This window comes from Citrobacter sp. Cf125 (assembly GCF_030333935.1).
Classification (GTDB): domain Bacteria; phylum Pseudomonadota; class Gammaproteobacteria; order Enterobacterales; family Enterobacteriaceae; genus Citrobacter; species Citrobacter freundii.
Window position 1 is genome coordinate 200935 of the sequence record NZ_JAOWEY010000024.1, and the last position, 22980, is coordinate 223914.

The 22980-nt window shown below is 52.9% G+C and carries 19 protein-coding genes; 6 read left to right on the top strand and 13 right to left on the bottom strand.

What is annotated here, in order from left to right:
- Window positions 1–38: 38 nt before the first annotated feature.
- From kefC to OGV89_RS15270, 8 genes are all read right to left on the bottom strand, one after another.
- Window positions 39–1901: a glutathione-regulated potassium-efflux system protein KefC gene (kefC, locus tag OGV89_RS15235; protein ID WP_003018875.1), complete on the bottom strand. Its 1863-nt coding sequence runs from the start codon at window positions 1899–1901 to the stop codon at window positions 39–41.
- Window positions 1894–2424, bottom strand: a complete 531-nt coding sequence (gene kefF / locus OGV89_RS15240) for a glutathione-regulated potassium-efflux system oxidoreductase KefF (protein ID WP_003018878.1) — start codon at window positions 2422–2424, stop codon at window positions 1894–1896. Before kefF ends, kefC begins: the two co-directional genes overlap by 8 nt.
- Before the next feature lie 103 nt (window positions 2425–2527).
- On the bottom strand, window positions 2528–2761 hold the full coding sequence (locus OGV89_RS15245) for a YgdI/YgdR family lipoprotein (protein WP_003018880.1): 234 nt from the start codon (window positions 2759–2761) through the stop codon (window positions 2528–2530).
- A 91-nt stretch (window positions 2762–2852) separates the two neighbouring features.
- Window positions 2853–4196: an MFS transporter gene (locus OGV89_RS15250; RefSeq protein WP_286558878.1), complete on the bottom strand. Its 1344-nt coding sequence runs from the start codon at window positions 4194–4196 to the stop codon at window positions 2853–2855.
- Between the two features lie 147 nt (window positions 4197–4343).
- Window positions 4344–4631, bottom strand: a complete 288-nt coding sequence (gene fixX / locus OGV89_RS15255; protein WP_000203736.1) for a ferredoxin-like protein FixX — start codon at window positions 4629–4631, stop codon at window positions 4344–4346.
- Window positions 4628–5914: an FAD-dependent oxidoreductase gene (locus OGV89_RS15260; protein ID WP_286558880.1), complete on the bottom strand. Its 1287-nt coding sequence runs from the start codon at window positions 5912–5914 to the stop codon at window positions 4628–4630. Before OGV89_RS15260 ends, fixX begins: the two co-directional genes overlap by 4 nt.
- A gap of 48 nt (window positions 5915–5962) precedes the next feature.
- Window positions 5963–6904, bottom strand: a complete 942-nt coding sequence (locus OGV89_RS15265) for an electron transfer flavoprotein subunit alpha/FixB family protein (protein ID WP_286558883.1) — start codon at window positions 6902–6904, stop codon at window positions 5963–5965.
- Between the two features lie 15 nt (window positions 6905–6919).
- Complete coding sequence (locus OGV89_RS15270) at window positions 6920–7690, bottom strand: electron transfer flavoprotein FixA (RefSeq protein ID WP_058842291.1); 771 nt, start codon at window positions 7688–7690, stop codon at window positions 6920–6922.
- 479 nt (window positions 7691–8169) lie between these two features.
- On the opposite strand from OGV89_RS15270, the gene caiT reads away from it, so the two are divergent.
- The 6 genes from caiT (at window position 8170) to caiE (ending at window position 15244) form a co-directional block, all read left to right on the top strand.
- Window positions 8170–9687: an L-carnitine/gamma-butyrobetaine antiporter gene (gene caiT, locus OGV89_RS15275; RefSeq protein WP_003018896.1), complete on the top strand. Its 1518-nt coding sequence runs from the start codon at window positions 8170–8172 to the stop codon at window positions 9685–9687.
- Window positions 9688–9721: 34 nt separating this feature from the next.
- Entirely contained in the window at window positions 9722–10864 is a 1143-nt protein-coding gene (gene caiA, locus OGV89_RS15280; RefSeq protein ID WP_003018898.1) for a crotonobetainyl-CoA dehydrogenase, read from the top strand.
- Window positions 10865–10968: 104 nt separating this feature from the next.
- Window positions 10969–12186 carry an L-carnitine CoA-transferase gene (gene caiB / locus OGV89_RS15285; protein ID WP_003837364.1) on the top strand — a complete coding sequence of 406 codons (1218 nt, stop codon included), beginning with the start codon at window positions 10969–10971 and terminating at the stop codon, window positions 12184–12186.
- Window positions 12187–12247: 61 nt separating this feature from the next.
- Complete coding sequence (gene caiC / locus OGV89_RS15290; protein ID WP_003845685.1) at window positions 12248–13801, top strand: crotonobetaine/carnitine-CoA ligase; 1554 nt, start codon at window positions 12248–12250, stop codon at window positions 13799–13801.
- Window positions 13802–13855: 54 nt separating this feature from the next.
- Window positions 13856–14641, top strand: a complete 786-nt coding sequence (caiD, locus tag OGV89_RS15295; RefSeq protein WP_003845683.1) for a crotonobetainyl-CoA hydratase — start codon at window positions 13856–13858, stop codon at window positions 14639–14641.
- 6 nt (window positions 14642–14647) lie between these two features.
- Complete coding sequence (gene caiE, locus OGV89_RS15300) at window positions 14648–15244, top strand: carnitine operon protein CaiE (protein WP_003845681.1); 597 nt, start codon at window positions 14648–14650, stop codon at window positions 15242–15244.
- Window positions 15245–15319: 75 nt separating this feature from the next.
- Here caiE and caiF read toward each other — a convergent pair whose 3' ends face one another.
- The 5 genes from caiF to OGV89_RS15325 form a co-directional block, all read right to left on the bottom strand.
- Window positions 15320–15715: a carnitine metabolism transcriptional regulator CaiF gene (caiF, locus tag OGV89_RS15305; protein ID WP_003018912.1), complete on the bottom strand. Its 396-nt coding sequence runs from the start codon at window positions 15713–15715 to the stop codon at window positions 15320–15322.
- Between the two features lie 273 nt (window positions 15716–15988).
- On the bottom strand, window positions 15989–19216 hold the full coding sequence (carB, locus tag OGV89_RS15310; protein ID WP_003845679.1) for a carbamoyl-phosphate synthase large subunit: 3228 nt from the start codon (window positions 19214–19216) through the stop codon (window positions 15989–15991).
- 17 nt (window positions 19217–19233) lie between these two features.
- Complete coding sequence (gene carA / locus OGV89_RS15315) at window positions 19234–20382, bottom strand: glutamine-hydrolyzing carbamoyl-phosphate synthase small subunit (RefSeq protein ID WP_003018918.1); 1149 nt, start codon at window positions 20380–20382, stop codon at window positions 19234–19236.
- A 455-nt stretch (window positions 20383–20837) separates the two neighbouring features.
- On the bottom strand, window positions 20838–21659 hold the full coding sequence (dapB, locus tag OGV89_RS15320) for a 4-hydroxy-tetrahydrodipicolinate reductase (protein ID WP_003845676.1): 822 nt from the start codon (window positions 21657–21659) through the stop codon (window positions 20838–20840).
- Window positions 21660–21792: 133 nt separating this feature from the next.
- The gene (locus tag OGV89_RS15325) at window positions 21793–22800 is read right to left on the bottom strand and encodes a LacI family DNA-binding transcriptional regulator (RefSeq protein ID WP_003837354.1); all 1008 of its coding nucleotides are present in this window, start codon (window positions 22798–22800) and stop codon (window positions 21793–21795) included.
- Between the last annotated feature and the right edge of the window lie 180 nt (window positions 22801–22980).

The following is a 22980-nucleotide window of genomic DNA, read 5'->3' on the forward strand; positions in this document are numbered from 1 at the left end:
ATTAGCAGTAAAGTTTGCAGAACATCACATTTTTTACCCTATGCTGACGGTTTCACTTCCGGCTCATCGGCGACGTCGCCCGTATGCTTACCTTCATCCGTGCCTTGCCAGCCATGGCGTTGAATTAACGATAAGTGCTGACGATCTTCCGCAATAATTTCACTCAGCATTGCGCTGGTGCGTTTATAAACGGCCGCGCGGGAAGTCGCGTCATTTTCCCCTTTCACCATCTCCTCTACCATCATGGTATTGAATCGGCGGAATACGTCGGCCCGCTCACGTGCCTCATAGCGCCCAAGCCCGAGCCCCTCCAACGCCAGACGTCCGGTCTTCAGTGCACCTTCAAAGGTTTCGCGTTCCGGCATATCCACGCCCGCCTGGCGCAGGCGGATGTAATGATCCACATCGCGCGCACGAGCAATAATTTGCAGATGCGGGAAATGCTCTTTCACCATTTCGGTTAACTGCAGGCTGGTTTGCGGATCGTCAATGGCATTAATAATGACTTCAGCTTTCGCCGCCCCGGCAGACTCCAGCAGATCCATCCGGGTCGCATCGCCATAGAAAACCTTCATCCCGAATTTACGCAGCGTTTCGATATGGTCCGGGTCATGATCAAGAACCACCATTTTGACCCCACTCGACAACAACAGACGACCGGTTATCTGGCCAAATCGCCCAAATCCAGCGATGATCACCCGCGGTTGCTCCTCATCGATTTCATCGGCTTCCCGCTCTTCCGAAGTCGCCGATTTTTCCAGACGCGTCAAAATCACCAGCAAAATCGGCGTAGCCGCCATCGACAACGCCACCGCCAGCGTCAGCGATTTCGCCCAGTCAGGATCGAGCACATTTGCCATTTGCGCCGCACCAAACACCACAAAGGCAAACTCACTGCCCTGCCCTAACAATACGGCAAACCAGCGACGCTGCTTGTTCGGCACCTGCAACGGTTTCGCTATCAACCACAGCATGACGGTTTTGATAACCAGGAAACCGACCAGCAAAATGATAATGCGCAAGGGATTATCAATCAGCGTACCAAAGTCGATAGACATCCCCACGCCAATGAAAAACAGTCCCAGCAGCAATCCTTTAAATGGCTCAATGTCGCTTTCCAGCGCGTGGCGATACTCAGAGCTTGCCAGCAGCACCCCGGCCAGAAAGGCCCCCATCGCCATCGACAGGCCAACCTCTTCCAGGAGCAGACCGAAGCCAAACACGAGGAACAGCGCAACGGCACTGAATACTTCCCGCAGGCCCGAACGCGCAACAAAACGCAAGGCCGGACGTGTGACATAACGCCCCAATACCACCACCAATACCAGTGCGCCCGCTACCTTCAGGGCTGACAATGCAAACGCCCCAAGCGTAGTCGATGCGCCGCTCGCCGCCAGTAACGGGATCATCGCCACCAATGGAATAGCAGCGATATCCTGGAACAGCAGCACGGCAAACGCGCTGCGGCCCATTTGCGAAACCATCAGGTTGCGTTCATTCATTGCCTGCATAGCGATAGCCGTTGAGGAAAGCGCCAGCGTCATGCCGATCAGTTCCGCTACCTGCCAGCGCAGGCCAAGGAACATACAGAACAAACCAATTAAGCCGCCGCAAACCACCATCTGTAGCGCACCGCCGCCGAACACCGATGCCCGCAATTTCCACAAACGTTGCGGATCCAGCTCCAGACCGATGACAAACAGCATCAGTACCACACCGATCTCCGCAAAATGCAGGATGGATTCGGCGTCCGTCACCAGCCTCAGACCCCAGGGTCCGATAATGCATCCGGCGATGAGATACCCCAGTACCGACCCTAATCCCAGCCGTACGGCGATGGGTACAATCAGCGCCGCCGATCCGAGATAAATCAGCGCCTGTATCAGCGTATGGCTATCCATGGTGTGCCTCCTGCCATTCCATCAGACGCTGTTTGTAGTGACGCGCCTGCGCTTGCAGCGTTTCATCATCACAGATAAACGTACAGTGCATCGCAAACGGCGGCAGCCATTTGAGGCCGCAATAGAGCGCTGTTGCCTGTAAAGGCTGAGAAAGCACATCAAATCCGGGATGGGAGCCAATATCGAAGTGGTTTTCACCGCCGCCGGTCGTCACCGCCCACAGCAGTTGTTTACCGTGCAGCGCGGTACCGCCATGGCCATACGCCCAGCCGTGCGAAAGGACTTTATCCATCCACAGCTTGAGTAATGGAGGTGTGCTGTACCACTGCATCGGATGCTGCCAGATGATCAAATCAGCGCGCGCCAGCGCATCCTGTTCAGCGGCAATATCGATATTGAAGTCGGGGTAGAGCTGGTAGAGCGAGCGTATCTCCACGCCCTCCAGCGTCCTTGCCTGTTCAAGCATCCGCTTATTCGCATGCGAATGCTGCGGATAGGGATGCGCATAAATGATGAGAATCATGATTAGCCTGTGTCACTGCATTATTGTAATAACAGTGAGTTTAGTCACTTAATCCACAGGCTAACAGTCAATATTATTGAGTGGCTGAATGGAGAAAACTGAACTAGTTGTCCAGTTCGCTCATATCCTTAACCTGATCGCGGTTAATCTGTTCCGTCTTACCCGTCTGAGCATTTTTGTACGACACCAGACCAGTATCATCATCAACCTGCGGTTTGCCGTCAGTGACGATTGTTTTGCCATCGGTGGTTTTAACCGCCTGGTTTGAGGAACAACCGGCCACGGTAAACAGTGCTGCTGCGGTAAAAATTGAGGTGATCAGGATATGTTTTTGCATGGTGTTCTCCCTGCTTTTCAGTTGTTTTCAGTGATATACCCAGTTAACTGTAGGCTAACTGACTGAGTTGCAGGGAAAATACAGAACACTCCTAATAGCCCGCCCTGGTCACGGGCTTACTGCGAATCGTCATTTGACTGGTTTGCGCCAGCGTCAGACCTCGCGTTTCCGGGGCGAAAGCGATGGACACAAGCAGGCCAATCAGCGAAATTCCTGCGCCCATCAGCATGACATTGCTGATACCGTATTTGGTGATGAATACCGGCAGCGCCCAGGTTGAAACAATAGTACCGATGCGGCTTAAGGACATAATCACTCCGACGGCAGACGCGCGAATGTCGGTAGGGAACAGTTCGTTTGGGTATAGCCACTGCAGGTTTCCCGGTCCCCCCGAGAAAAACGCGTACACGGCAAACGCCAGCACCACCAGCCACGCCCCCATATCAGGAATTAACCCCAGCACAGCCAACGCCAGCGTCATCATAATAAAGCTGCCAATCAATAGCGGTCGGCGACCTGCGCTATTGAGCCAGAACATGGGCGGAATGCACCCCAGCATAAAGCACAGGCTTATCACCACATTGCCCAACGCGGCGCTTTTCCCGGCACCAAGCCCCAACAGTCCAACAATCTGCGGACCAAAGGTATAAATGGCGAACATCGGGATTACCTGACAGGTCCAGATAGCGGCAACAAACAGGACAAACGGGAAATGACGGCGGTTAAACAGCTGGAGAAAACGCGTCTCCTGCGGCGCCTCTTCGTCGAACACCACCGGTTCGCCGAACAGTTTGATCATCATCGCTTTACACTCTTTCACCCGACCTTTACGCAGCAGCCAGCGCGGCGATTCAGGAAGATCGAAGCGCCCAATCAGGATCAAAATACAGGGGATCACCGCGCTGCCCAGCATCCAGCGCCATCCTCCCTCAACATCATACAGCCAGTAACCGACCAGATCGGCACAGGTGGCGCCGACATACCACATCGCGGCGATAAAACCGATGGAGAAAGCGCGCTGGCGGGTATTGGAGAACTCGGTAATCATCGAGGTAGCAATCGGATAATCGGCACCAATCACAATGCCGATCAGCACGCGCATCACCAACAGCTCAACGGGCGAGGAAACAAACATGGTTGCTGCCGATATCACGCCAATGGCGATAATATCGATGATGAACATTTTGCGCCGCCCGACCTTATCGGAAATGTAGCCAAACAGCGACGTCCCCACAAACAGACCGGCGAGCGTGCCGGCGCCCAGCAGACCAATCCACTGTGCGTCCAGTTTCAATGCTGGCGTGAGCTGTTCCAGCGCTACGCCAATCATCACCAGCACATAACCATCCAGAAATGGCCCACCGCTTCCCCACAGCATTATCCGGCGGTGAATAGAGGTAAATTTGATGTCATCAAAGTTCCTGGGCTGCTGCATAGCGACTTCCTGTTTCAACACGGGCAAAGCGTCATCTATAGGCCGGATAAGGCGTTTACGCCCCCATCCGGCACTGGCGTCACATGATTGCCGGATGGCGACGCTAGCGCGTCTTATCCGGCCTACGGGTGCACAACCTCGTACTTATTAACCGTAGCGAAACTCCACGCCAAATGTCCCACGCGGGTATTCCCACTTTTCCAGCGCTGTATCGAGCCCGAGAATGCGGCACGTTCCGCACTCCAGGCATCCGGCGTAATCAAACCGTACGCTGCCGTCGTCCTGCTTTTTATACAGCCCTGCTGGACAGGCCTTAATCAGCACTTCCAGCGCCTGTTTATCAGGATCGGTTTTGAGAATGATATGCGGGCTGTCTTCATCGACATTGAACTTATTGACGCCCAGTTTGACGTCCACATTGACGGGAGATGTCATAATACGGTCACTCCTTTCAGGCCATCTTTCATCAGGTTGATGAAACCCACTTTCTTCGCATGGCGCAGGATTTTTTTACGCATTGGCACTGGGGCGGAACCATCTACGGTGAACAGGTCGCGTGCGATACTGACCGCCATTTCGGGATAGGCGGTAAACATGCGCGGGTTATCAAGAAAAGCAGGAAGCTTCTGGTACATACGCATATCGCGCATCGGGCCATCGTCCAGATGCTGACGGTATTCACCCAGCGACTGCTTGCTAAAGTCGTCACGCTTCATCGCTGAAAGCACCGTTTTCGCCGCCGCTTCGCCTGCGGAAATGGCGAGATCCATACCGCGAATGGTAAAGCCGAGGTTCATACACATTCCGGCAGCGTCACCGGCAATCAGCACACCGTCCCCCACCAGTTCAGGCTGCATATTCATACCGGCTTCAGGTACGACGTGCGCGGCATATTCCACCAGCTTGCCACCGGCGATCAGTGGGGCAACCGCCGGATGCTGTTTGAAATCTTCCAGCATTTGCGGGACCGATTTTTTCGCGTCTTTCAGGTGATGAAGGCCGCAGACCAGCCCCAGAGAAAGGGTTGTTTCATTCGTATAGAGAAAGCCACCGCCCATCAACCCATCGGTTGGCGATCCGGCAAACAGGCAGGCTGCACCTTCGTTCCCCTGTAACTGGAAACGATCTTCAATTACCGATTTTGGCAGTTCGATCAGCTCTTTTACGCCGACGGCAACATGCGATGCCTCGACGCGCTTTGCCATACCCAGCTTTTCAGCCAGCAGAGAATTCACCCCGTCGGCGAGGATCACCACTTTGGCTTCCAGAATATCGCCGTCGGCTTCCACGCCCACGACTTTACCCTCGTGCTGCACAACGTTATCCACACGAATACCGGTGATGAGCTGGGCGCCCGCCTCCTCGGCCTGCTCCATCAGCCAGGCGTCAAATTTGCTACGTAAGACGGAATAAGAAACCTGCGACGATGCGGCCTCTTCACCATTGCAATAGTCGATGGTCATCGCCCCTTTGTCGGTCATAAAGGCGAGCTTTTCGTGGGTGATTATGCGTTCAATGGGGGCCTGCTCAGCAAAACCGGGAATGATGCGCTCCAGGCTATGCGCATACATGCGCCCACCGGTGACATTCTTCGCGCCAGCAGAATTGCCGCGCTCGATAACCAGCACCTGTGCACCTTCCCGAGCCAGCACCAGCGCCGCAACCGAACCAGCCAGACCTGCACCCACGATGATGGCATCAAAGATATCTTCGGACATACGTACTCCTGTCAGCGGCAGGATACCTTCGCATCCTGCCCGAATGGTTTAACGCGCTAAGGCAGCCGTCAGCGCAGGCAGGATCTTCAGCGCATCGCCAACAATGCCATAATCTGCATACTGGAAAATCGGCGCATTTTTGTCTTTGTTGATGGCGAAAATCGTCTGTGCGCCGTTGGCGCCGACCATATGTTGGATCTGCCCGGAGATCCCCACGGCCAGATACAGTTCAGGCTTAAGCATCAGGTTGGAGATGCCGACGTAGCGTTCATGCTCCATCCACTTCTCGTTTTCCGCCACCGGACGGGAACAGGCCAACTCAGCGCCAATCGTTTGGCACAGCGCTTCTGCCAGCGAGATATTTTCTTTGCTACCAATACCGCGTCCCACGCTGACCACCAGACGGGCTTTGTCGAGATCGACGCTGTTGCTCTGACGCGCCTGAGTTGCCGTACGGGTTACGACAATGGCCGGAGCCTGCCACTGGACGGTGTGCACCTCACCGCTGCGAACGGTATCCGGTTGCTGCGCGTCAAACGTTCCGCTACTGAGAGTGATCACGGCAAACGGTGAAGCGATTGTTTCTGCTCCCATCGCCAGGCCGCCGTAGACCATATGTTTGACCGCCGTTTTTCCATCCTGCACCGCGACTGCGCTGGCGTCATTTGAGACTGCAGCCGACAAGCGAAAGCCCAGCTTTGCCGCTAACAGCTTGCCCCGACGTGTATTCGGCAGCAGCACCGCGCCGCCCTCGCTGTGCTGACGAATGATTTCGGCCATCGCATCGGCGTAGTCTTCAACCATACGGTCTTCTGGTTTGCCGCTGAGCAGCCAGACATGATCCGCGCCTAAATGACATGCCGTTGCACTGTCCGCATCGCTGAGCACAAACGTGTTAACTTTTTCGCCTAAAGCCTGCGCACCTTTCATCAGTTCCGGCAGACGAGAAGGGGTATCGCTGAATACCCAGATACTGGAAAATTTGTTCATAACATCCCCTGATAATTAAATGATTTTGCGAAGATTCTCGACAAACGCGGCAATCTGTTCTTCACCGTCACCTTCAATGACAACGCGCTGACGCTCGCGCTGTTTCGGCGCAGCAACCTGCTGTGCGGAATACGCCTGTACGCTGTTCAGCCCGATATCCGCAGGCGACCAAACCTGAACCGGTTTTTTCGCCGCGCCAAGAATGGCTTTCATGGAAGGGATTTGAGGGGTGTTGATGTCAGTAGAGACCGCGATAACCGCCGGAAGCGGGATACTCAGGGTTTCAACTTCATCTTCCAGTTCACGCTCTACCGTCAGAGTGCTGTCGGTAAGAGAGAGGATTTTGCTCACGCCGTTTATCGCCGGCACGTCCAGCATTTCGCCCACCAGCAGACCAACCTGCTGAGCATAAAGATCGGAAGAACCGTCGCCGCAAATAAGCAGATCAAAACCGGATTTTTGCACGGCGGCAGCCAGCGCAGTGGCAGTTTGTTGCGGCAGCGCCTGTTCAAATTGATCGTCAATGACAACAATCAGTTCATCAGGGCCACGGGAAAGCACATCTTTGCGCCCTTTTGCATTGGTCAGCGCTTTGCCTCCGACGCTCATGGCCACAACCTGAGCCTCTCCCAACTGCTGTTTTAACTGGCAAGCCGCTTCGATCGCATTCAGATCATATTGGCTGATTTTGCCATCTGCTTTGCTGAAATCGAGTGTTCCATCAGCATTATTAATCGCAATATCCTGCTCATCAGGTACGCATTTGTAGCAAGTAATTATCTTCATTGCATCTCCAGAAATCATGAAGGAAACGTATTTATATCGGCGGTGTTAAATACAGATATCACGCTCTTTAATTCGGAAATAAAACCTTAATCACCAATATTGAAAATGTCACACATTGAAATTCGTAACTTTCAATAGTGTTACATGCCTCACCAATATTGAAAGAATCACGTCAAATATGAAAATTTTCAATATTGTCTGCTGGTTCAACAATATTGAACGCCAGTCACTTAAAAAAGTTAAAAAATCAATATCAAGGTTATGATTAATAAGGAAATTATCTAGATTTCCAGACAAAATAACCAGCATAAAAAAGTGTGACGTACATAACAGAATAGCCGGAAATGAATACCCATTATGAGTTACTCACTGAGGCGCCCAGAGGTTAAAAAGTCATCAACAAATCATTAATAATAAATAAACAAACGATCACATACGGGCACGCTAAATAAATTTCGTTTTCACACTGGAATTCACTTATGAAAAATGAAAAGAGAAAGTCGGGAATTGAACCGAAGGTTTTTTTTCCGCCATTAATAATTGTTGGGATACTTTGTTGGCTAACAGTAAGAGATCTTGATGCCGCTAACGTCGTTATTAATGCGGTATTCAGTTATGTCACCAACGTCTGGGGTTGGGCATTCGAATGGTATATGGTCGTCATGCTCTTCGGCTGGTTCTGGTTAGTCTTTGGCCCGTATGCCAAAAAGAAATTAGGCGACGAAAAACCCGAGTTTAGTACCGCCAGCTGGATTTTTATGATGTTCGCCTCCTGTACATCCGCCGCGGTGCTGTTCTGGGGTTCCATCGAGATCTACTACTATATCTCTACCCCGCCGTTCGCTTTGGAGCCCAATTCCACGGGTGCGAAAGAGATCGGTCTGGCGTACAGCCTGTTCCACTGGGGGCCGTTGCCGTGGGCAACCTACAGCTTCCTTTCCGTGGCCTTCGCCTATTTCTTCTTTGTGCGCAAGATGGACGTCATCCGTCCCAGCTCCACGCTGGTACCGTTAGTGGGCGAAAAGCATGCGAAAGGGCTGTTCGGCACCATCGTTGATAACTTCTACCTGGTGGCACTGATCTTCGCGATGGGTACCAGCCTCGGTCTGGCGACGCCGCTGGTAACTGAGTGTATGCAATGGCTGTTCGGTATTCCGCATACGCTGCAATTAGATGCCATCATCATTACCTGCTGGATCATTCTGAACGCCATTTGCGTAGCCTGTGGCCTGCAAAAAGGAGTCAGAATCGCCAGCGACGTGCGTAGCTACCTGAGCTTCCTGATGCTGGGCTGGGTGTTTATCGTCAGCGGCGCCAGCTTCATCATGAACTACTTCACCGACTCGGTCGGCATGCTGCTGATGTATCTGCCGCGCATGTTGTTCTATACCGATGCCATCGGCAAAGGCGGATTCCCGCAGGGCTGGACTGTTTTCTACTGGGCATGGTGGGTCATTTACGCCATCCAGATGAGTATCTTCCTGGCGCGTATTTCTCGTGGTCGTACCGTACGTGAACTGTGCTTTGGGATGGTGCTGGGCCTGACCGCTTCCACCTGGATCCTGTGGACAGTCCTTGGCAGCAATACCCTGCTGCTGATGGATAAAAACATTCTCAACATCCCGCAGCTGATTGAACAACACGGCGTGGCGCGCGCCATTATCGAAACCTGGGCCGCCTTGCCATTCAGCACCGCCACCATGTGGGGCTTCTTTATCCTCTGCTTTATTGCCACCGTCACGCTAATTAACGCCTGCTCCTACACCCTGGCGATGTCCACCTGTCGCGAAGTTCGTGATGGTGAAGAACCGCCGCTGTTGGTGCGTATCGGTTGGTCCGTTCTGGTCGGCGTCATCGGCATCGTTCTACTGGCGCTGGGCGGGCTGAAGCCGATACAGACCGCGATTATCGCCGGAGGATGCCCGTTGTTCTTCGTCAACATCATGGTGACGCTGTCCTTTATTAAAGACGCCAAAGTGCACTGGAAAGACAAGTAATTCTTATTAACCCAATTGATCAAGAGGCTGAAAGATGGATTTCAACTTAAATGACGAGCAGGAACTGTTTGTCGCCGGTATTCGTGAACTGATGGCCAGTGAGAACTGGGAAGCTTATTTTGCCGAGTGCGATCGCGACAGCGTCTACCCTGAGCGTTTTGTAAAAGCACTGGCAGATATGGGCATCGATAGCCTGTTGATCCCGGAAGAACACGGCGGGCTGGAAGCCGGTTTTGTCACCGTTGCCGCCGTCTGGATGGAACTCGGACGTCTTGGCGCACCGACTTACGTGTTGTACCAATTACCTGGCGGTTTTAACACTTTTCTGCGTGAAGGTACCCAAGAGCAAATTGATAAAATCATGGCGTTCCAGGGGACCGGTAAGCAGATGTGGAACTCGGCGATCACAGAACCGGGAGCGGGATCGGATGTTGGCAGTCTGAAAACCACTTATACACGCAAAAATGGTAAGGTTTATCTTAATGGCAGTAAGTGCTTTATCACCAGTAGCGCCTATACCCCGTACATCGTAGTGATGGCGAGAGATGGTGCATCGCCGGATAAACCTGTTTATACCGAGTGGTTTGTTGACATGAGCAAGGCGGGTATCAAGGTCAACAAACTGGAGAAACTCGGTCTGCGCATGGATAGCTGCTGTGAAATCACCTTTGATGACGTTGAACTGGACGAGAAAGACATGTTCGGTCGGGAAGGTAATGGCTTCAATCGTGTGAAAGAAGAGTTTGACCATGAACGCTTCCTCGTCGCACTGACCAACTACGGTACGGCAATGTGCGCTTTTGAAGACGCAGCGCGTTATGCCAACCAACGCGTACAGTTTGGCGAAACGATCGGCCGTTTCCAGCTGATTCAGGAGAAGTTCGCGCACATGGCGATCAAACTGAACTCCATGAAAAACATGCTGCTGGAAGCCGCATGGAAAGCGGATAACGGCACTATTACCTCGGGCGACGCGGCCATGTGCAAATACTTCTGCGCCAACGCGGCATTTGAAGTGGTAGACACCGCCATGCAGGTGCTGGGTGGCGTGGGTATCGCGGGTAACCATCGCATCACGCGCTTCTGGCGTGACCTGCGCGTTGACCGTGTTTCTGGTGGTTCTGACGAAATGCAGATCCTGACGTTGGGTCGTGCGGTATTGAAGCAATACCGTTGATTCGTTCGTTTCGTAGGCCGGATAAGGCGTTTACGCCACCATCCGGCAATATGCCCGGTGGCGCTGCGCTTACCGGGCCTACAAAAAAATGCCAGGAGAAAATGATGAATCATTTACCAATGCCATCCTTCGGCCCGCTTTCCGGGGTACGCGTTGTCTTTTCAGGGATCGAAATTGCCGGTCCGTTCGCCGGACAGATGTTCGCCGAATGGGGTGCTGAGGTTATCTGGATTGAAAACGTCGCATGGGCCGATACCATCCGCGTGCAACCTAACTATCCGCAGCTCTCACGCCGTAATCTGCATGCCCTGTCGCTGAATATTTTCAAAGATGAAGGCCGGGAAGCGTTTCTGAAGCTGATGGAAACCACCGATATTTTCATTGAAGCCAGTAAAGGCCCGGCCTTTGCCCGCCGCGGTATTACCGATGAAGTGCTGTGGGAACATAACCCAAAACTGGTTATCGCCCACCTTTCCGGCTTCGGCCAGTTTGGTACCGAGGAGTACACCAATCTTCCGGCGTATAACACCATCGCACAGGCGTTCAGTGGCTATCTGATCCAAAACGGTGACGTGGATCAGCCAATGCCAGCCTTTCCGTACACCGCCGATTACTTCTCCGGGATGACCGCGACGACAGCGGCGCTGGCGGCTCTGCACAAAGTCCGCGAAACGGGTAAAGGTGAAAGCATCGATATCGCCATGTACGAGGTGATGCTGCGCATGGGTCAGTATTTCATGATGGATTACTTCAACGGCGGCGAAATTTGCCCACGCATGACCAAAGGCAAAGACCCGTATTACGCTGGCTGCGGCCTGTATAAATGCGCCGATGGCTATATCGTCATGGAGCTGGTCGGCATCACGCAAATCAACGAGTGCTTCAAAGATATTGGCCTCGCCCACATTCTTGGCACACCGGAAGTTCCGGAAGGCACCCAGCTTATCCATCGCGTGGAATGCCCTTATGGCCCGCTCGTGGAAGAGAAACTGGACGCGTGGCTGGCAACACACACCATCGCCGAAGTCCAGGCGCGTTTTGCTGAGCTGAATATCGCCTGCGCGAAGGTGCTGACCATTCCGGAACTGGAAGGCAACCCTCAGTACGTTGCTCGTGAATCCATTACTCAGTGGCAAACAATGGATGGCCGCACCTGCAAAGGGCCAAACATCATGCCGAAATTTAAAAACAACCCGGGGAAAATCTGGCGTGGCATGCCGTCACATGGCATGGATACTGCCGCCATTCTGAAAAACATTGGTTATAGCGAAGCAGACATAAATGAGCTGGTCGGCAAAGGCCTGGCCAGAGTTGAGGAATAAACGCGACGCGCTGACCGCTCATTGGTTAGCGCTCACGCCTGATTTCAGTGGATAAAGCAATATGGATATCGTTGGCGGACAAAACTTACGTCAGATGTGGGACGACCTGGCCGGGGTGTACGGAGATAAAACGGCGTTAATTTTCGAATCCTGCGAAGGAGTCGTTCGGCAGTTTAGCTATGCCTCGCTCAATGAAGAGATTAACCGCACGGCAAACCTGTTCCATTCCTTAGGGATCCGCAAGGGCGATAAGGTCGCATTGCATCTGGATAACTGTCCGGAATTCATTTTTTGCTGGTTTGGGCTGGCAAAAATTGGCGCCATTATGGTACCGATTAATGCCCGCTTACTGGGCGAAGAAAGTGCCTGGATCCTACAAAACAGCCAGGTAAGCCTGCTGGTCACCAGCGCCCAGTTTTATCCTATGTACCGCCAGATACGGCTGGAAAATACCACACCGCTTAATCATATCTGTCTGATTGGCGAACAGCTTCCGGTTGACGACGGCGTGAGCCACTTTACCCAACTGCAATCCCGCCAGTCGACTACGCTGTGTTATACGCCCGCGTTATCCACTGACGATACGGCGGAAATTCTGTTTACCTCAGGCACCACTTCACGGCCTAAAGGGGTGGTGATTACCCACTACAACCTGCGTTTTGCAGGCTACTACACTTCCTGGCAAATCGCTCTGCGCGATGATGACGTCTACATGACGGTGATGCCCGCTTTTCATATCGACTGTCAGTGTACCGCCGCAATGCCCGCATTCTCCGCTGGCAGCACCTTTGTGCTGCTAGAGAAGTACAGTGCCAGGGCGTTCTGGAATCAGGTGCATAGATATAAGGCGACGGTTACCGAATGCATTCCGATGATGATCAGAACGCTGATGGTACAACCTGCCGCGCCAACCGACAGACAGCATCACCTGCGCGAGGTAATGTTCTATCTCAATTTATCCGCACAGGAAAAAGACGCCTTTACCGAACGCTTTGGCGTCAGGCTGCTGACCTCCTACGGTATGACTGAAACCATCGTCGGTATTATCGGCGACCGTCCCGGTGACAAACGACGCTGGCCCTCCATTGGCCGCGTGGGATTTAGCTATGAAGCCGAAATCCGTGACGATCACAACCGTCCCCTGCCCGCCGGAGAAATTGGCGAAATCTGTATTAAAGGCGTGCCGGGCAAAACAATCTTCAAAGAGTACTATGCCCAGCCGGAGGCTACCGCCAAAGCGCTGGAACCTGAAGGCTGGTTACATACCGGAGATTCGGGCTATCAGGATGCGGATGGCTATTTTTATTTCGTCGACAGACGCTGCAACATGATTAAACGCGGCGGAGAAAATGTCTCCTGCGTCGAGCTGGAAAATATTATTTCTGCGCATCCGAAAATTCAGGACATTGTGGTTGTCGGTATTAAAGATTCAATCCGTGATGAAGCCATTAAAGCGTTTATCGTCCTTAATGAAGGTGAAACATTAAGCGAAGCCGAGTTCTTCAGCTTCTGCGAAAACAATATGGCGAAATTCAAGGTTCCCTCGTTTATGGAGATAAGAACCGACCTGCCGCGCAATTGTTCAGGAAAAATAATCAAAAAAAATCTGAAATAACCCTCCCGGTAGGAATTCCTCCTGCCGGGAAATCTATTTATCTGGAGATGAACTATGAGTGAATCATTACATCTGACCCGTAACGGCCCGATTCTGGAAATTACCCTCGACCGGCCTAAAGCCAATGCCATTGATGCCAAAACCAGCTTTGCCATGGGTGAAGCGTTTCTTAATTTTCGTGATGACCCGGAATTACGCGTAGCGATAATCACCGGCGGCGGTGAGAAATTCTTTTCTGCGGGCTGGGACTTAAAAGCAGCGGCTGAAGGTGAAGCGCCGGATGCCGATTTTGGCCCAGGCGGCTTTGCCGGTTTAACCGAAATTTTCGACCTTAATAAACCGGTCATCGCTGCTGTAAACGGCTATGCGTTTGGCGGTGGTTTTGAATTAGCGCTGGCGGCGGATTTTATCGTCTGCGCGGAAAATGCCAGCTTCGCGCTACCGGAAGCCAAGCTCGGGATCGTACCTGACAGCGGAGGCGTTCTGCGTCTGCCGAAGCTACTGCCACCGGCTATCGTCAACGAAATGATGATGACCGGCAGACGAATGAGTGCCGAAGAAGCGCTGCGTTGGGGTATCGTCAACCGCGTTGTCAGCCAGAGCGAACTGATGGATAGTGCGCGCGAACTGGCGCAGCAGCTAGTGAATAGCGCCCCGCTGGCGATCGCCGCGCTGAAAGAGATTTACCGTTCGACCAGCGAAATGCCGGTAGAAGAAGGCTACCGCTACATCCGCAGCGGCGTGCTGAAGCACTATCCGTCAGTGCTGCACTCCGAAGATGCGCTCGAAGGACCGCAGGCGTTTGCGGAAAAACGCGATCCGGTGTGGAAAGGACGCTGATAACAGATGAGCTATTACGCCTTTGAAGGCCTGATTCCGGTAGTGCATCCAGAGGCGTATGTTCATCCCAGCGCTGTGTTGATTGGTGATGTGATCGTGGGGGCTGGCGTCTACGTCGGCCCGCATGCCTCACTGCGCGGTGACTATGGTCGCCTGATTCTGGAGGCAGGTTCTAACTTGCAGGATGGCTGCATCATGCACGGTTATTGCGACACTGACACCATCGTGCATGAGAATGGGCATATCGGCCATGGCGCAATCCTGCACGGTTGCGTGGTGGGCAGGGACGCGCTGATCGGCATGAACAGCGTCATTATGGACGGCGCAGTGATTGGTGAAGAGAGCATTGTCGCCGCCATGAGCTTTGTCAAAGCCGGATTTCAGGGGGAGGCAAGGCAGATGCTGGTGGGCTCACCTGCTCGCGTATTGCGTGAAGTCACGGACCAGGAGCTGCACTGGAAACGGTTAAACACCAAAGAGTATCAGGATCTTGCGGTCCGCTGCCGGACAGGTTTACGCGAAACGCAGCCATTAACGCAAGTCGAAGAACACCGGCCGCGCCTGAAAGGCACGACGGACGTAAAACCCAAATCAGCACAGTAATTGATGCCGGATTCGCTCACGCTTATCCGGCCTACGCGTCAACCACCGTTTATACCGCCATCAGGCAACTGACAATTAGCGACGCATACTCTTGGAGAGCATCATCTGCCATTTCTGCTCACGGTTGAGCTCTGTTGGGGGAACGGCAGACAGCCGCGGCGTTTTCGCCACACTCACCTTTTTTTCCTGCAAATTGTGGCTCAATCGGTTGTAGAGGTGAGAATCAATACTGATGACTTTTACCAGACGCTGGCACTGGCAGCCCCGGCCTGCAATCTGATTAGGGATCATCTTAACTTCACAAACAATTTCTCCCACTTCCGACAGAATATAAGAGAGCGTATTAATTGCTTTGCAGTGTTCAATATCAAAATGGCGGGAAATTTCCTTTGCGGTGATCCAACGATCTTCAGCCATCATCCAGTCAGCAATTAACAAATAAAGCGGTCTTTCAACATATTTTTCACACATAAGCACACCATTTCACAAATTAAAAATCTGGCTACGGCCTGTCCAAATTAATAAAAACTAAGCCATATTAAAATTGTGGATATAAAAGATAGTATGCGACTTGAATGTTGATTAGTGTGAGCAATATCGTGCTTATTACATTGAAAATGTGGTTATGAAACTGCATTTGGCCAGGAATGACCTTACGAGAGATAAAAAAAGGGTTTCTTTACAGAAACCCTTTCAAGATTATATTGCAGGTCCGGTTAACGCAATTATCACCGGACTCTTTGTTTATGACTTTTTGATCTGCGCGTGCATTTCCTGCACCGAGGTCACCTTCTCAGTGGCATCGGCATTCAGCGCCATCGCCGTCGCGAAACCGCCGTTCAGGGTAGTGTCATAATGCACTTTGTACTGCAGGGCGCTACGGCGAATCAGCTTAGAGTCTTCAATCGCCTGACGACCTTCGGTGGTGTTTATGATGTAAGTGTACTCGCCATTCTTGATACGGTCCTGAATGTGCGGACGCCCTTCATGCACCTTATTCACCAGACGTGGATTGATACCCGCTTCGCCCAGCACAATCGCCGTGCCGTGCGTTGCATCCAGCTCAAAACCAAACTTCAGCAGTTTCGCCGCCAGGTCAACCACGCGCTCTTTATCGCCTTCGCGAACAGAGAGCAGCGCACGCCCCTGTTTTTTCATGGTGGAGCTGCTGCCCAGCTGTGCCTTGGCGAACGCTTCCGCGAAGGTACGACCCACGCCCATCACTTCCCCGGTAGAGCGCATTTCTGGCCCTAACAGCGGGTCAACGCCCGGGAATTTGTTGAACGGCAGCACCACTTCTTTTACTGAGTAGTACGGCGGGATAACTTCTTTGGTTACGCCCTGCTGTGCCAGTGTTTTCCCGGCCATCACGCGCGCCGCAACTTTCGCCAGCGGTACGCCAGTTGCCTTGGAGACGAACGGAACGGTACGCGCCGCACGCGGGTTCACTTCAATCAGGTAAACTTCGTTATTCTTCACCGCAAACTGAACGTTCATCAGACCGCGAACCTGCAGTTCGAAGGCCAGTTTCTGCACCTGCTGACGCATCACATCCTGAATATCCTGGCTCAGGGTGTACGCTGGCAGAGAACATGCGGAGTCACCGGAGTGTACGCCCGCTTGTTCGATGTGCTCCATGATGCCGCCAATCAGCACCATTTCGCCGTCGCAGATAGCGTCCACGTCCACTTCAACCGCATCGTCAAGGAAACGGTCCAGCAGTACCGGCGCATCGTTAGAAACGCTGACCGCAGTCTGGAAGTAGCGACGCAGGTCGGCTTCGTCGTAGACAATTTCCATCGCGCGGCCGCCGAGAACATACGACGGACGCACCACCAGCGGGTAGCCAATCTCTTTCGCCTTCTCAACAGCCTGTTCGATAGCCGTTACGGTAGCGTTCGCCGGTTGCTTCAGCTTCAGACGGTCAACCGCCTGCTGGAAACGCTCACGGTCTTCCGCGCGGTCGATGGCATCCGGGCTGGTGCCGATTACCGGTACACCTGCCGCTTCCAGCGCACGCGCCAGCTTCAGCGGGGTCTGGCCGCCGTACTGTACGATGACGCCTTTCGGCTTCTCAATGCGCACGATTTCCAGTACGTCTTCCAGCGTGACCGGCTCGAAGTACAGGCGGTCGGAAGTGTCGTAATCAGTAGAGACGGTTTCCGGGTTACAGTTGACCATGATGGTCTCGTAACCGTCTTCGCGCAGCGCCAGAGAGGCGTGTACGCAGCAGTAGTCGAACTCAATGCCCTGACCGATACGGTTTGGACCACCACCCAGCACCATGATTTTATCGCGGTCGACGGACGGATTCGCTTCACACTCATCTTCATAAGTGGAGTACATATAAGCGGTGTCGGTCGCGAATTCTGCCGCACAGGTATCCACGCGCTTGTAGACCGGGTGAAGGTTATATTGGTCACGCAGTTTGCGGATTTCCGCTTCGCGAACGCCGGCCAGTTTTGCCAGACGCGCATCAGCGAAGCCTTTGCGCTTCAGTACGCGCAGGAAGTCAGCGTCGAGGCCGTTGATGCCAAGGTCAATGACTTTTTCTTCCAGGCGCACCAGCTCTTCAATCTGCACCAGGAACCAGCGGTCGATGTTGGTCAGGTTGAACACACCATCGACGGACAGGCCAGCACGGAAGGCATCGGCGATGTACCAGATACGCTCAGCGCCAGCGTCTTTCAGTTCGCGACGGATTTTGGTCAGCGCTTCCGGGTCGTCCAGGCTGACTTTCGGGTCGAAGCCGGTCGCGCCCACTTCCAGACCGCGCAGCGCTTTCTGCAGCGATTCCTGCTGGGTGCGGCCAATCGCCATCACTTCACCAACAGATTTCATCTGCGTGGTCAGACGGTCATTAGCACCAACGAATTTCTCGAAGTTGAAGCGTGGAATTTTCGTCACAACGTAGTCGATGGACGGCTCAAACGAGGCCGGAGTACGGCCGCCGGTGATGTCGTTCATCAGTTCGTCGAGGGTGTAACCTACGGCCAGCTTGGCGGCGACTTTCGCAATCGGGAAGCCGGTAGCTTTGGACGCCAGCGCCGAGGAGCGGGATACGCGCGGGTTCATCTCGATGACAATCAGGCGACCGTTTTTCGGGTTTACCGCAAACTGGACGTTAGAACCGCCGGTTTCCACGCCGATTTCACGCAGTACCGCCATCGAGGCGTTACGCATGATTTGATATTCTTTGTCGGTCAGCGTCTGGGCAGGTGCTACGGTGATGGAGTCACCGGTATGGATGCCCATCGCGTCGAAGTTTTCGATGGAGCAGACGATGATGCAGTTGTCGTTTTTATCACGCACCACTTCCATCTCGTACTCTTTCCAGCCAATCAGCGATTCATCAATCAGCAGCTCGTTGGTTGGGGAAAGGTCCAGACCGCGTTCGCAAATCTCTTCGAACTCTTCACGGTTATAAGCGATACCGCCGCCGGTGCCGCCCATGGTGAAGCTCGGTCGGATGATGCACGGGAAGCCCACGTCAGCAGCAACCGCCAGCGCTTCTTCCATGGTATGGGCGATACCAGAGCGCGCGGTGTCGAGACCAATTTTCTTCATCGCGATATCAAAGCGACGACGGTCTTCTGCTTTATCAATCGCATCAGCCGTGGCACCAATCATGGTCACGCCGAACTCAGCCAGCACGCCCTGACGCTCCAGTTCCAGCGCACAGTTCAGCGCCGTCTGACCGCCCATGGTTGGCAGCACCGCATCCGGGCGCTCTTTCTCAATGATTTTGCGTACCACTTCCCAGTGAATCGGCTCGATGTAGGTGGCATCGGCCATTTCCGGGTCGGTCATGATGGTTGCCGGGTTGGAGTTCACCAGAATAACGCGGTAACCCTCTTCACGCAGGGCTTTACACGCCTGTGCGCCGGAATAGTCAAACTCACACGCCTGACCGATAACAATCGGACCCGCGCCCAGAATCAGGATACTTTTTATGTCTGTACGTTTTGGCATGGCTCTTTTACTCCTGATTATTTCGCGGACTGACGGTATTGCTCAATTAACTCGATAAAGTGGTCGAACAGCGGTGCAGCGTCGTGCGGCCCCGGACTCGCTTCAGGGTGCCCCTGGAAGCTGAATGCCGGTTTGTCGGTACGATGAATCCCCTGCAAAGTGCCGTCGAACAGTGACTTGTGGGTCACGCGCAGGTTGGCAGGCATGGAGGCTTCATCTACAGCAAAACCGTGGTTCTGCGCGGTGATCATCACGGTGTTGTTATCAATATCTTTTACCGGATGGTTGCCGCCGTGGTGGCCAAACTTCATCTTAATGGTCTTCGCACCGCTCGCCAGCGCCAACAGCTGATGGCCGAGGCAGATGCCAAATACCGGAATATCGGTTTCGAGGAATTTCTGAATCGCGGTAATCGCGTAGTCGCACGGCGCCGGGTCGCCAGGGCCGTTGGACAGGAAGATACCGTCCGGATTCATCTTCAGAACGTCTTCTGCTGAGGTTTTCGCCGGTACAACCGTCAGGCGGCAGCCGCGGTCCGCTAACATACGCAGAATGTTACGTTTAGCGCCGAAATCGTAAGCCACAACGTGGAACGGCAGTTCATCGGCAGATTTTGCTTCCGGCAGGTCACCCGCCAGCGTCCAGCTACCCTGCGTCCAGCTATAAGGCTCCGCGGTGGTCACTTCTTTCGCCAGATCCATACCGTTCAGGCCAGGGAAAGCTTTTGCCTTTTCCAGTGCCAGCGCCGCATCCGGGTTATCGCCCGCGATGATGCAGCCGTTCTGTGCGCCCTTTTCACGCAGCAAACGCGTCAGCTTACGAGTATCGATATCAGCAATCGCCACAATGTTATGGCGCTTCAGGTAAGAAGAGAGGTCTTCGGTATCGCGGAAGTTGCTGGCAATCAGCGGCAGGTCGCGGATGACCAGGCCTTGCGCATGTACCTGTGAAGATTCTGCATCGGCTTCATTGGTGCCGACATTACCGATATGAGGATAAGTAAGAGTGACGATTTGGCGGGAATAGGAAGGATCAGTGAGGATTTCTTGATAACCGGTCATTGAAGTATTGAAAACGACTTCCCCAACCGCCGAACCTGTTGCCCCTATGGCCCGACCGTGAAACTGGGTTCCGTCTTCCAGAACCAATAGCGCTGACTTAATCAAAACACCCTCCAGAGAATATTCACTCACTTTATTTGCATATTAATTCATTAACACTTCATGAATCAATGCAAATTTGCTTACCTATGGATTTCTGGCAAACGGCGGCATTCTAGAGATAGCCCACGTAAAAGTCTACCCAAAAGGGTAATTTTTATTATTATTTTGCGCCACTGGGATAAATCACACGATTTAACAGGCAAAAAGATCAGCTAACTTGTGGTGGAAAACGCTTGCGGTAGGCAAAGAGTGTAAAAACAGAATGCGGGAGAGAAAAAAGTGGACCATTTGGTCAAAATTTACATTGAGGTAACATAAAAACCCAACAAAACATATACAAACACTCATTTAAAAGAAAAAATATATTCAAAAGATAAAAATTAAAGGGCAATAAAATATTGCCCCATGCAATCAAATAATTATGATTACAATAACCACATCACGAAGGGTAGTAAAAGCTATAAATTACGTAAATCAAGCACATCTTTCATATCAAAAAGACCATTTGACTTTGATTTTAGCCAAATTGCCGATCTCACCGCGCCGTTCGCAAAAGTCATGCGGCTGGACGCTTTATGCGTGATCTCAATACGCTCGCCAATATCAGCAAACATCGCGGTATGCTCACCAACGATATCCCCCGCCCGCACCGTGGCAAAGCCGATCGTGCCCGGTACGCGCTCGCCGGTGTAACCTTCACGCGAATAGACTGCGCAGTCTTTCAGATCTTTATCCAGCGCCCCGGCAATCGCCTCGCCCATCGCCAGCGCAGTGCCTGACGGCGCATCAACTTTATGGCGGTGGTGGGCTTCAATAATCTCAATATCGGTGTAATCGCCCATCACTTTCGCCGCTTTCTCCAGCAGCTTAAGCATAACGTTCACGCCGACGCTAAAGTTCGCGGCGAAAACGATAGCAATCTCCTGCGCGGCATCACGAATAGCCTGTTTACCCGCGTCATCAAAGCCGGTGGTGCCAATCACCATTCCTTTACCGTACTGGCGGCAAAACGCCAGATGCGTCAGCGTGCCTTCCGGGCGGGTAAAATCGATGAAAACATCAAAATCATCTTTCACCGCTTCAAGGCTACTTTGTACGGTAACGCCCGTTTTCCCGGCTCCCGCTAACTCTCCGGCATCGCTTCCTAATAAGGAGGAACCTTCGCGCTCTAGCGCCGCGCCCAGCTGTACGCCTTCCATGCCGAGAGTGGCCTGAATCAACTGACGCCCCATGCGTCCTCCGGCTCCCGCGATGGCAACGCGGATTTGTGCATCATGCATAGCTATTCTCTTTTGTTAATTTTACGTAAATCGTTTTCAGATTAACCAGCACAACGCTGCGCCGCCAGCCGAAAACGTCGATAATTAGAATTTAATGATAAACAGGCAGAGATATCAGTAAAAGGCATGACGATCAGCTAAAACCACATGATTCTCTGACCACCAGCGCAGGCGGCAGAATAATACGTTTCGGTGGTTCGTCATTTCCCTGAATGCGACTGTAAAGCAGCTCCCCAGCCTTGCGACCAATCTCTTTTGCCGCCACCGACACAGTGGTGAGCGCAGGTTGTACCAGCGCCGCTTCGGTGATGTCGTCGAACCCCACCAGCGCAAAATCGCGCCCTGGTTCACGCCCCATTTTACGTAATGCCTGCATGACCCCAAGCGCCACGATATCCTGATAACAAACGGCAGCGGTAATTTGCGGGAAGCGCAGAAGAAGAGACTCCGCCGCTTTTGCGCCATCAATTTGGCTGGCCTGCGTCGCCACTATCCATTCCGGATTAGGCGATATTCTATGCTCCAGCAACGTGCTGGTGAATCCACCTATACGCTGCGCCCGGCTCCCGGAACTTGGGCTCCCCCCAATAAACGCAATATTCTTGTGCCCCATTTTGACTAAATGGGTGGTGGCCATTTGCGTACCGAGAAAGTTATCGGTGCCCACAAAATCAAAATCAGGATCGCTAAGGGGACGGACCACCATGATGGCGGGAATATTGCGCCGTTTCAGCGCTTCGAAGAAGGATGTCGGCGTTTCACGCGCCGCGCAGAGCACCATGCCGCAGGCATTATTGCGCATCAACGAGTCGACAAATTTTTGCTGCCGTTCTCCTGACTCTTCGCTGTTTGCCAGAAACAGCAGCAGGTCATGCCGCTCCATCTCATGGCTCAGCCCTGCCGTCATCTCACCGTAAAAAGGGTTAGTGATATCGTGTAACAACAATCCGACCTGATTACTGCTCCGGTTACGCAGGTTGGCGGCGGTTTGATTATAAACGTAGCCAGTATCGTCCAGCGCTTTGAGCACGCGGTCACGCGTGGCCTGAGAAATGCGCCCCCGGTTACGCAATACCATTGAAACGGTTGCCGTGGAGACTCCCGCGCGTTCCGCTACCTGCGCCAACGTGACTGTTGTCATGACTTCTCCTGAATTTATTGCAAAGGTTAATCGAATAACCGAAATCTTGTCTTTTTACGTGTGATTCACATCACGCTAACGTGCTTTTCACCGCGCTGGATCCTGAATATGGCGGGTTAATCGCGTTAACCACACTATGAAAATAAGGTTAATCGATTAATCTTAAATAAGCCAACACGG

Coding starts and splice junctions, on each gene's coding strand:
- kefC (WP_003018875.1), bottom strand. CDS start 1,901: ATGGATAGCCATACGCTGATACAGGCGCTGATTTATCTCGGATCGGCG.
- kefF (WP_003018878.1), bottom strand. CDS start 2,424: ATGATTCTCATCATTTATGCGCATCCCTATCCGCAGCATTCGCATGCG.
- OGV89_RS15245 (WP_003018880.1), bottom strand. CDS start 2,761: ATGCAAAAACATATCCTGATCACCTCAATTTTTACCGCAGCAGCACTG.
- OGV89_RS15250 (WP_286558878.1), bottom strand. CDS start 4,196: ATGCAGCAGCCCAGGAACTTTGATGACATCAAATTTACCTCTATTCAC.
- fixX (WP_000203736.1), bottom strand. CDS start 4,631: ATGACATCTCCCGTCAATGTGGACGTCAAACTGGGCGTCAATAAGTTC.
- OGV89_RS15260 (WP_286558880.1), bottom strand. CDS start 5,914: ATGTCCGAAGATATCTTTGATGCCATCATCGTGGGTGCAGGTCTGGCT.
- OGV89_RS15265 (WP_286558883.1), bottom strand. CDS start 6,904: ATGAACAAATTTTCCAGTATCTGGGTATTCAGCGATACCCCTTCTCGT.
- OGV89_RS15270 (WP_058842291.1), bottom strand. CDS start 7,690: ATGAAGATAATTACTTGCTACAAATGCGTACCTGATGAGCAGGATATT.
- caiT (WP_003018896.1), top strand. CDS start 8,170: ATGAAAAATGAAAAGAGAAAGTCGGGAATTGAACCGAAGGTTTTTTTT.
- caiA (WP_003018898.1), top strand. CDS start 9,722: ATGGATTTCAACTTAAATGACGAGCAGGAACTGTTTGTCGCCGGTATT.
- caiB (WP_003837364.1), top strand. CDS start 10,969: ATGAATCATTTACCAATGCCATCCTTCGGCCCGCTTTCCGGGGTACGC.
- caiC (WP_003845685.1), top strand. CDS start 12,248: ATGGATATCGTTGGCGGACAAAACTTACGTCAGATGTGGGACGACCTG.
- caiD (WP_003845683.1), top strand. CDS start 13,856: ATGAGTGAATCATTACATCTGACCCGTAACGGCCCGATTCTGGAAATT.
- caiE (WP_003845681.1), top strand. CDS start 14,648: ATGAGCTATTACGCCTTTGAAGGCCTGATTCCGGTAGTGCATCCAGAG.
- caiF (WP_003018912.1), bottom strand. CDS start 15,715: ATGTGTGAAAAATATGTTGAAAGACCGCTTTATTTGTTAATTGCTGAC.
- carB (WP_003845679.1), bottom strand. CDS start 19,216: ATGCCAAAACGTACAGACATAAAAAGTATCCTGATTCTGGGCGCGGGT.
- dapB (WP_003845676.1), bottom strand. CDS start 21,659: ATGCATGATGCACAAATCCGCGTTGCCATCGCGGGAGCCGGAGGACGC.
- OGV89_RS15325 (WP_003837354.1), bottom strand. CDS start 22,800: ATGACAACAGTCACGTTGGCGCAGGTAGCGGAACGCGCGGGAGTCTCC.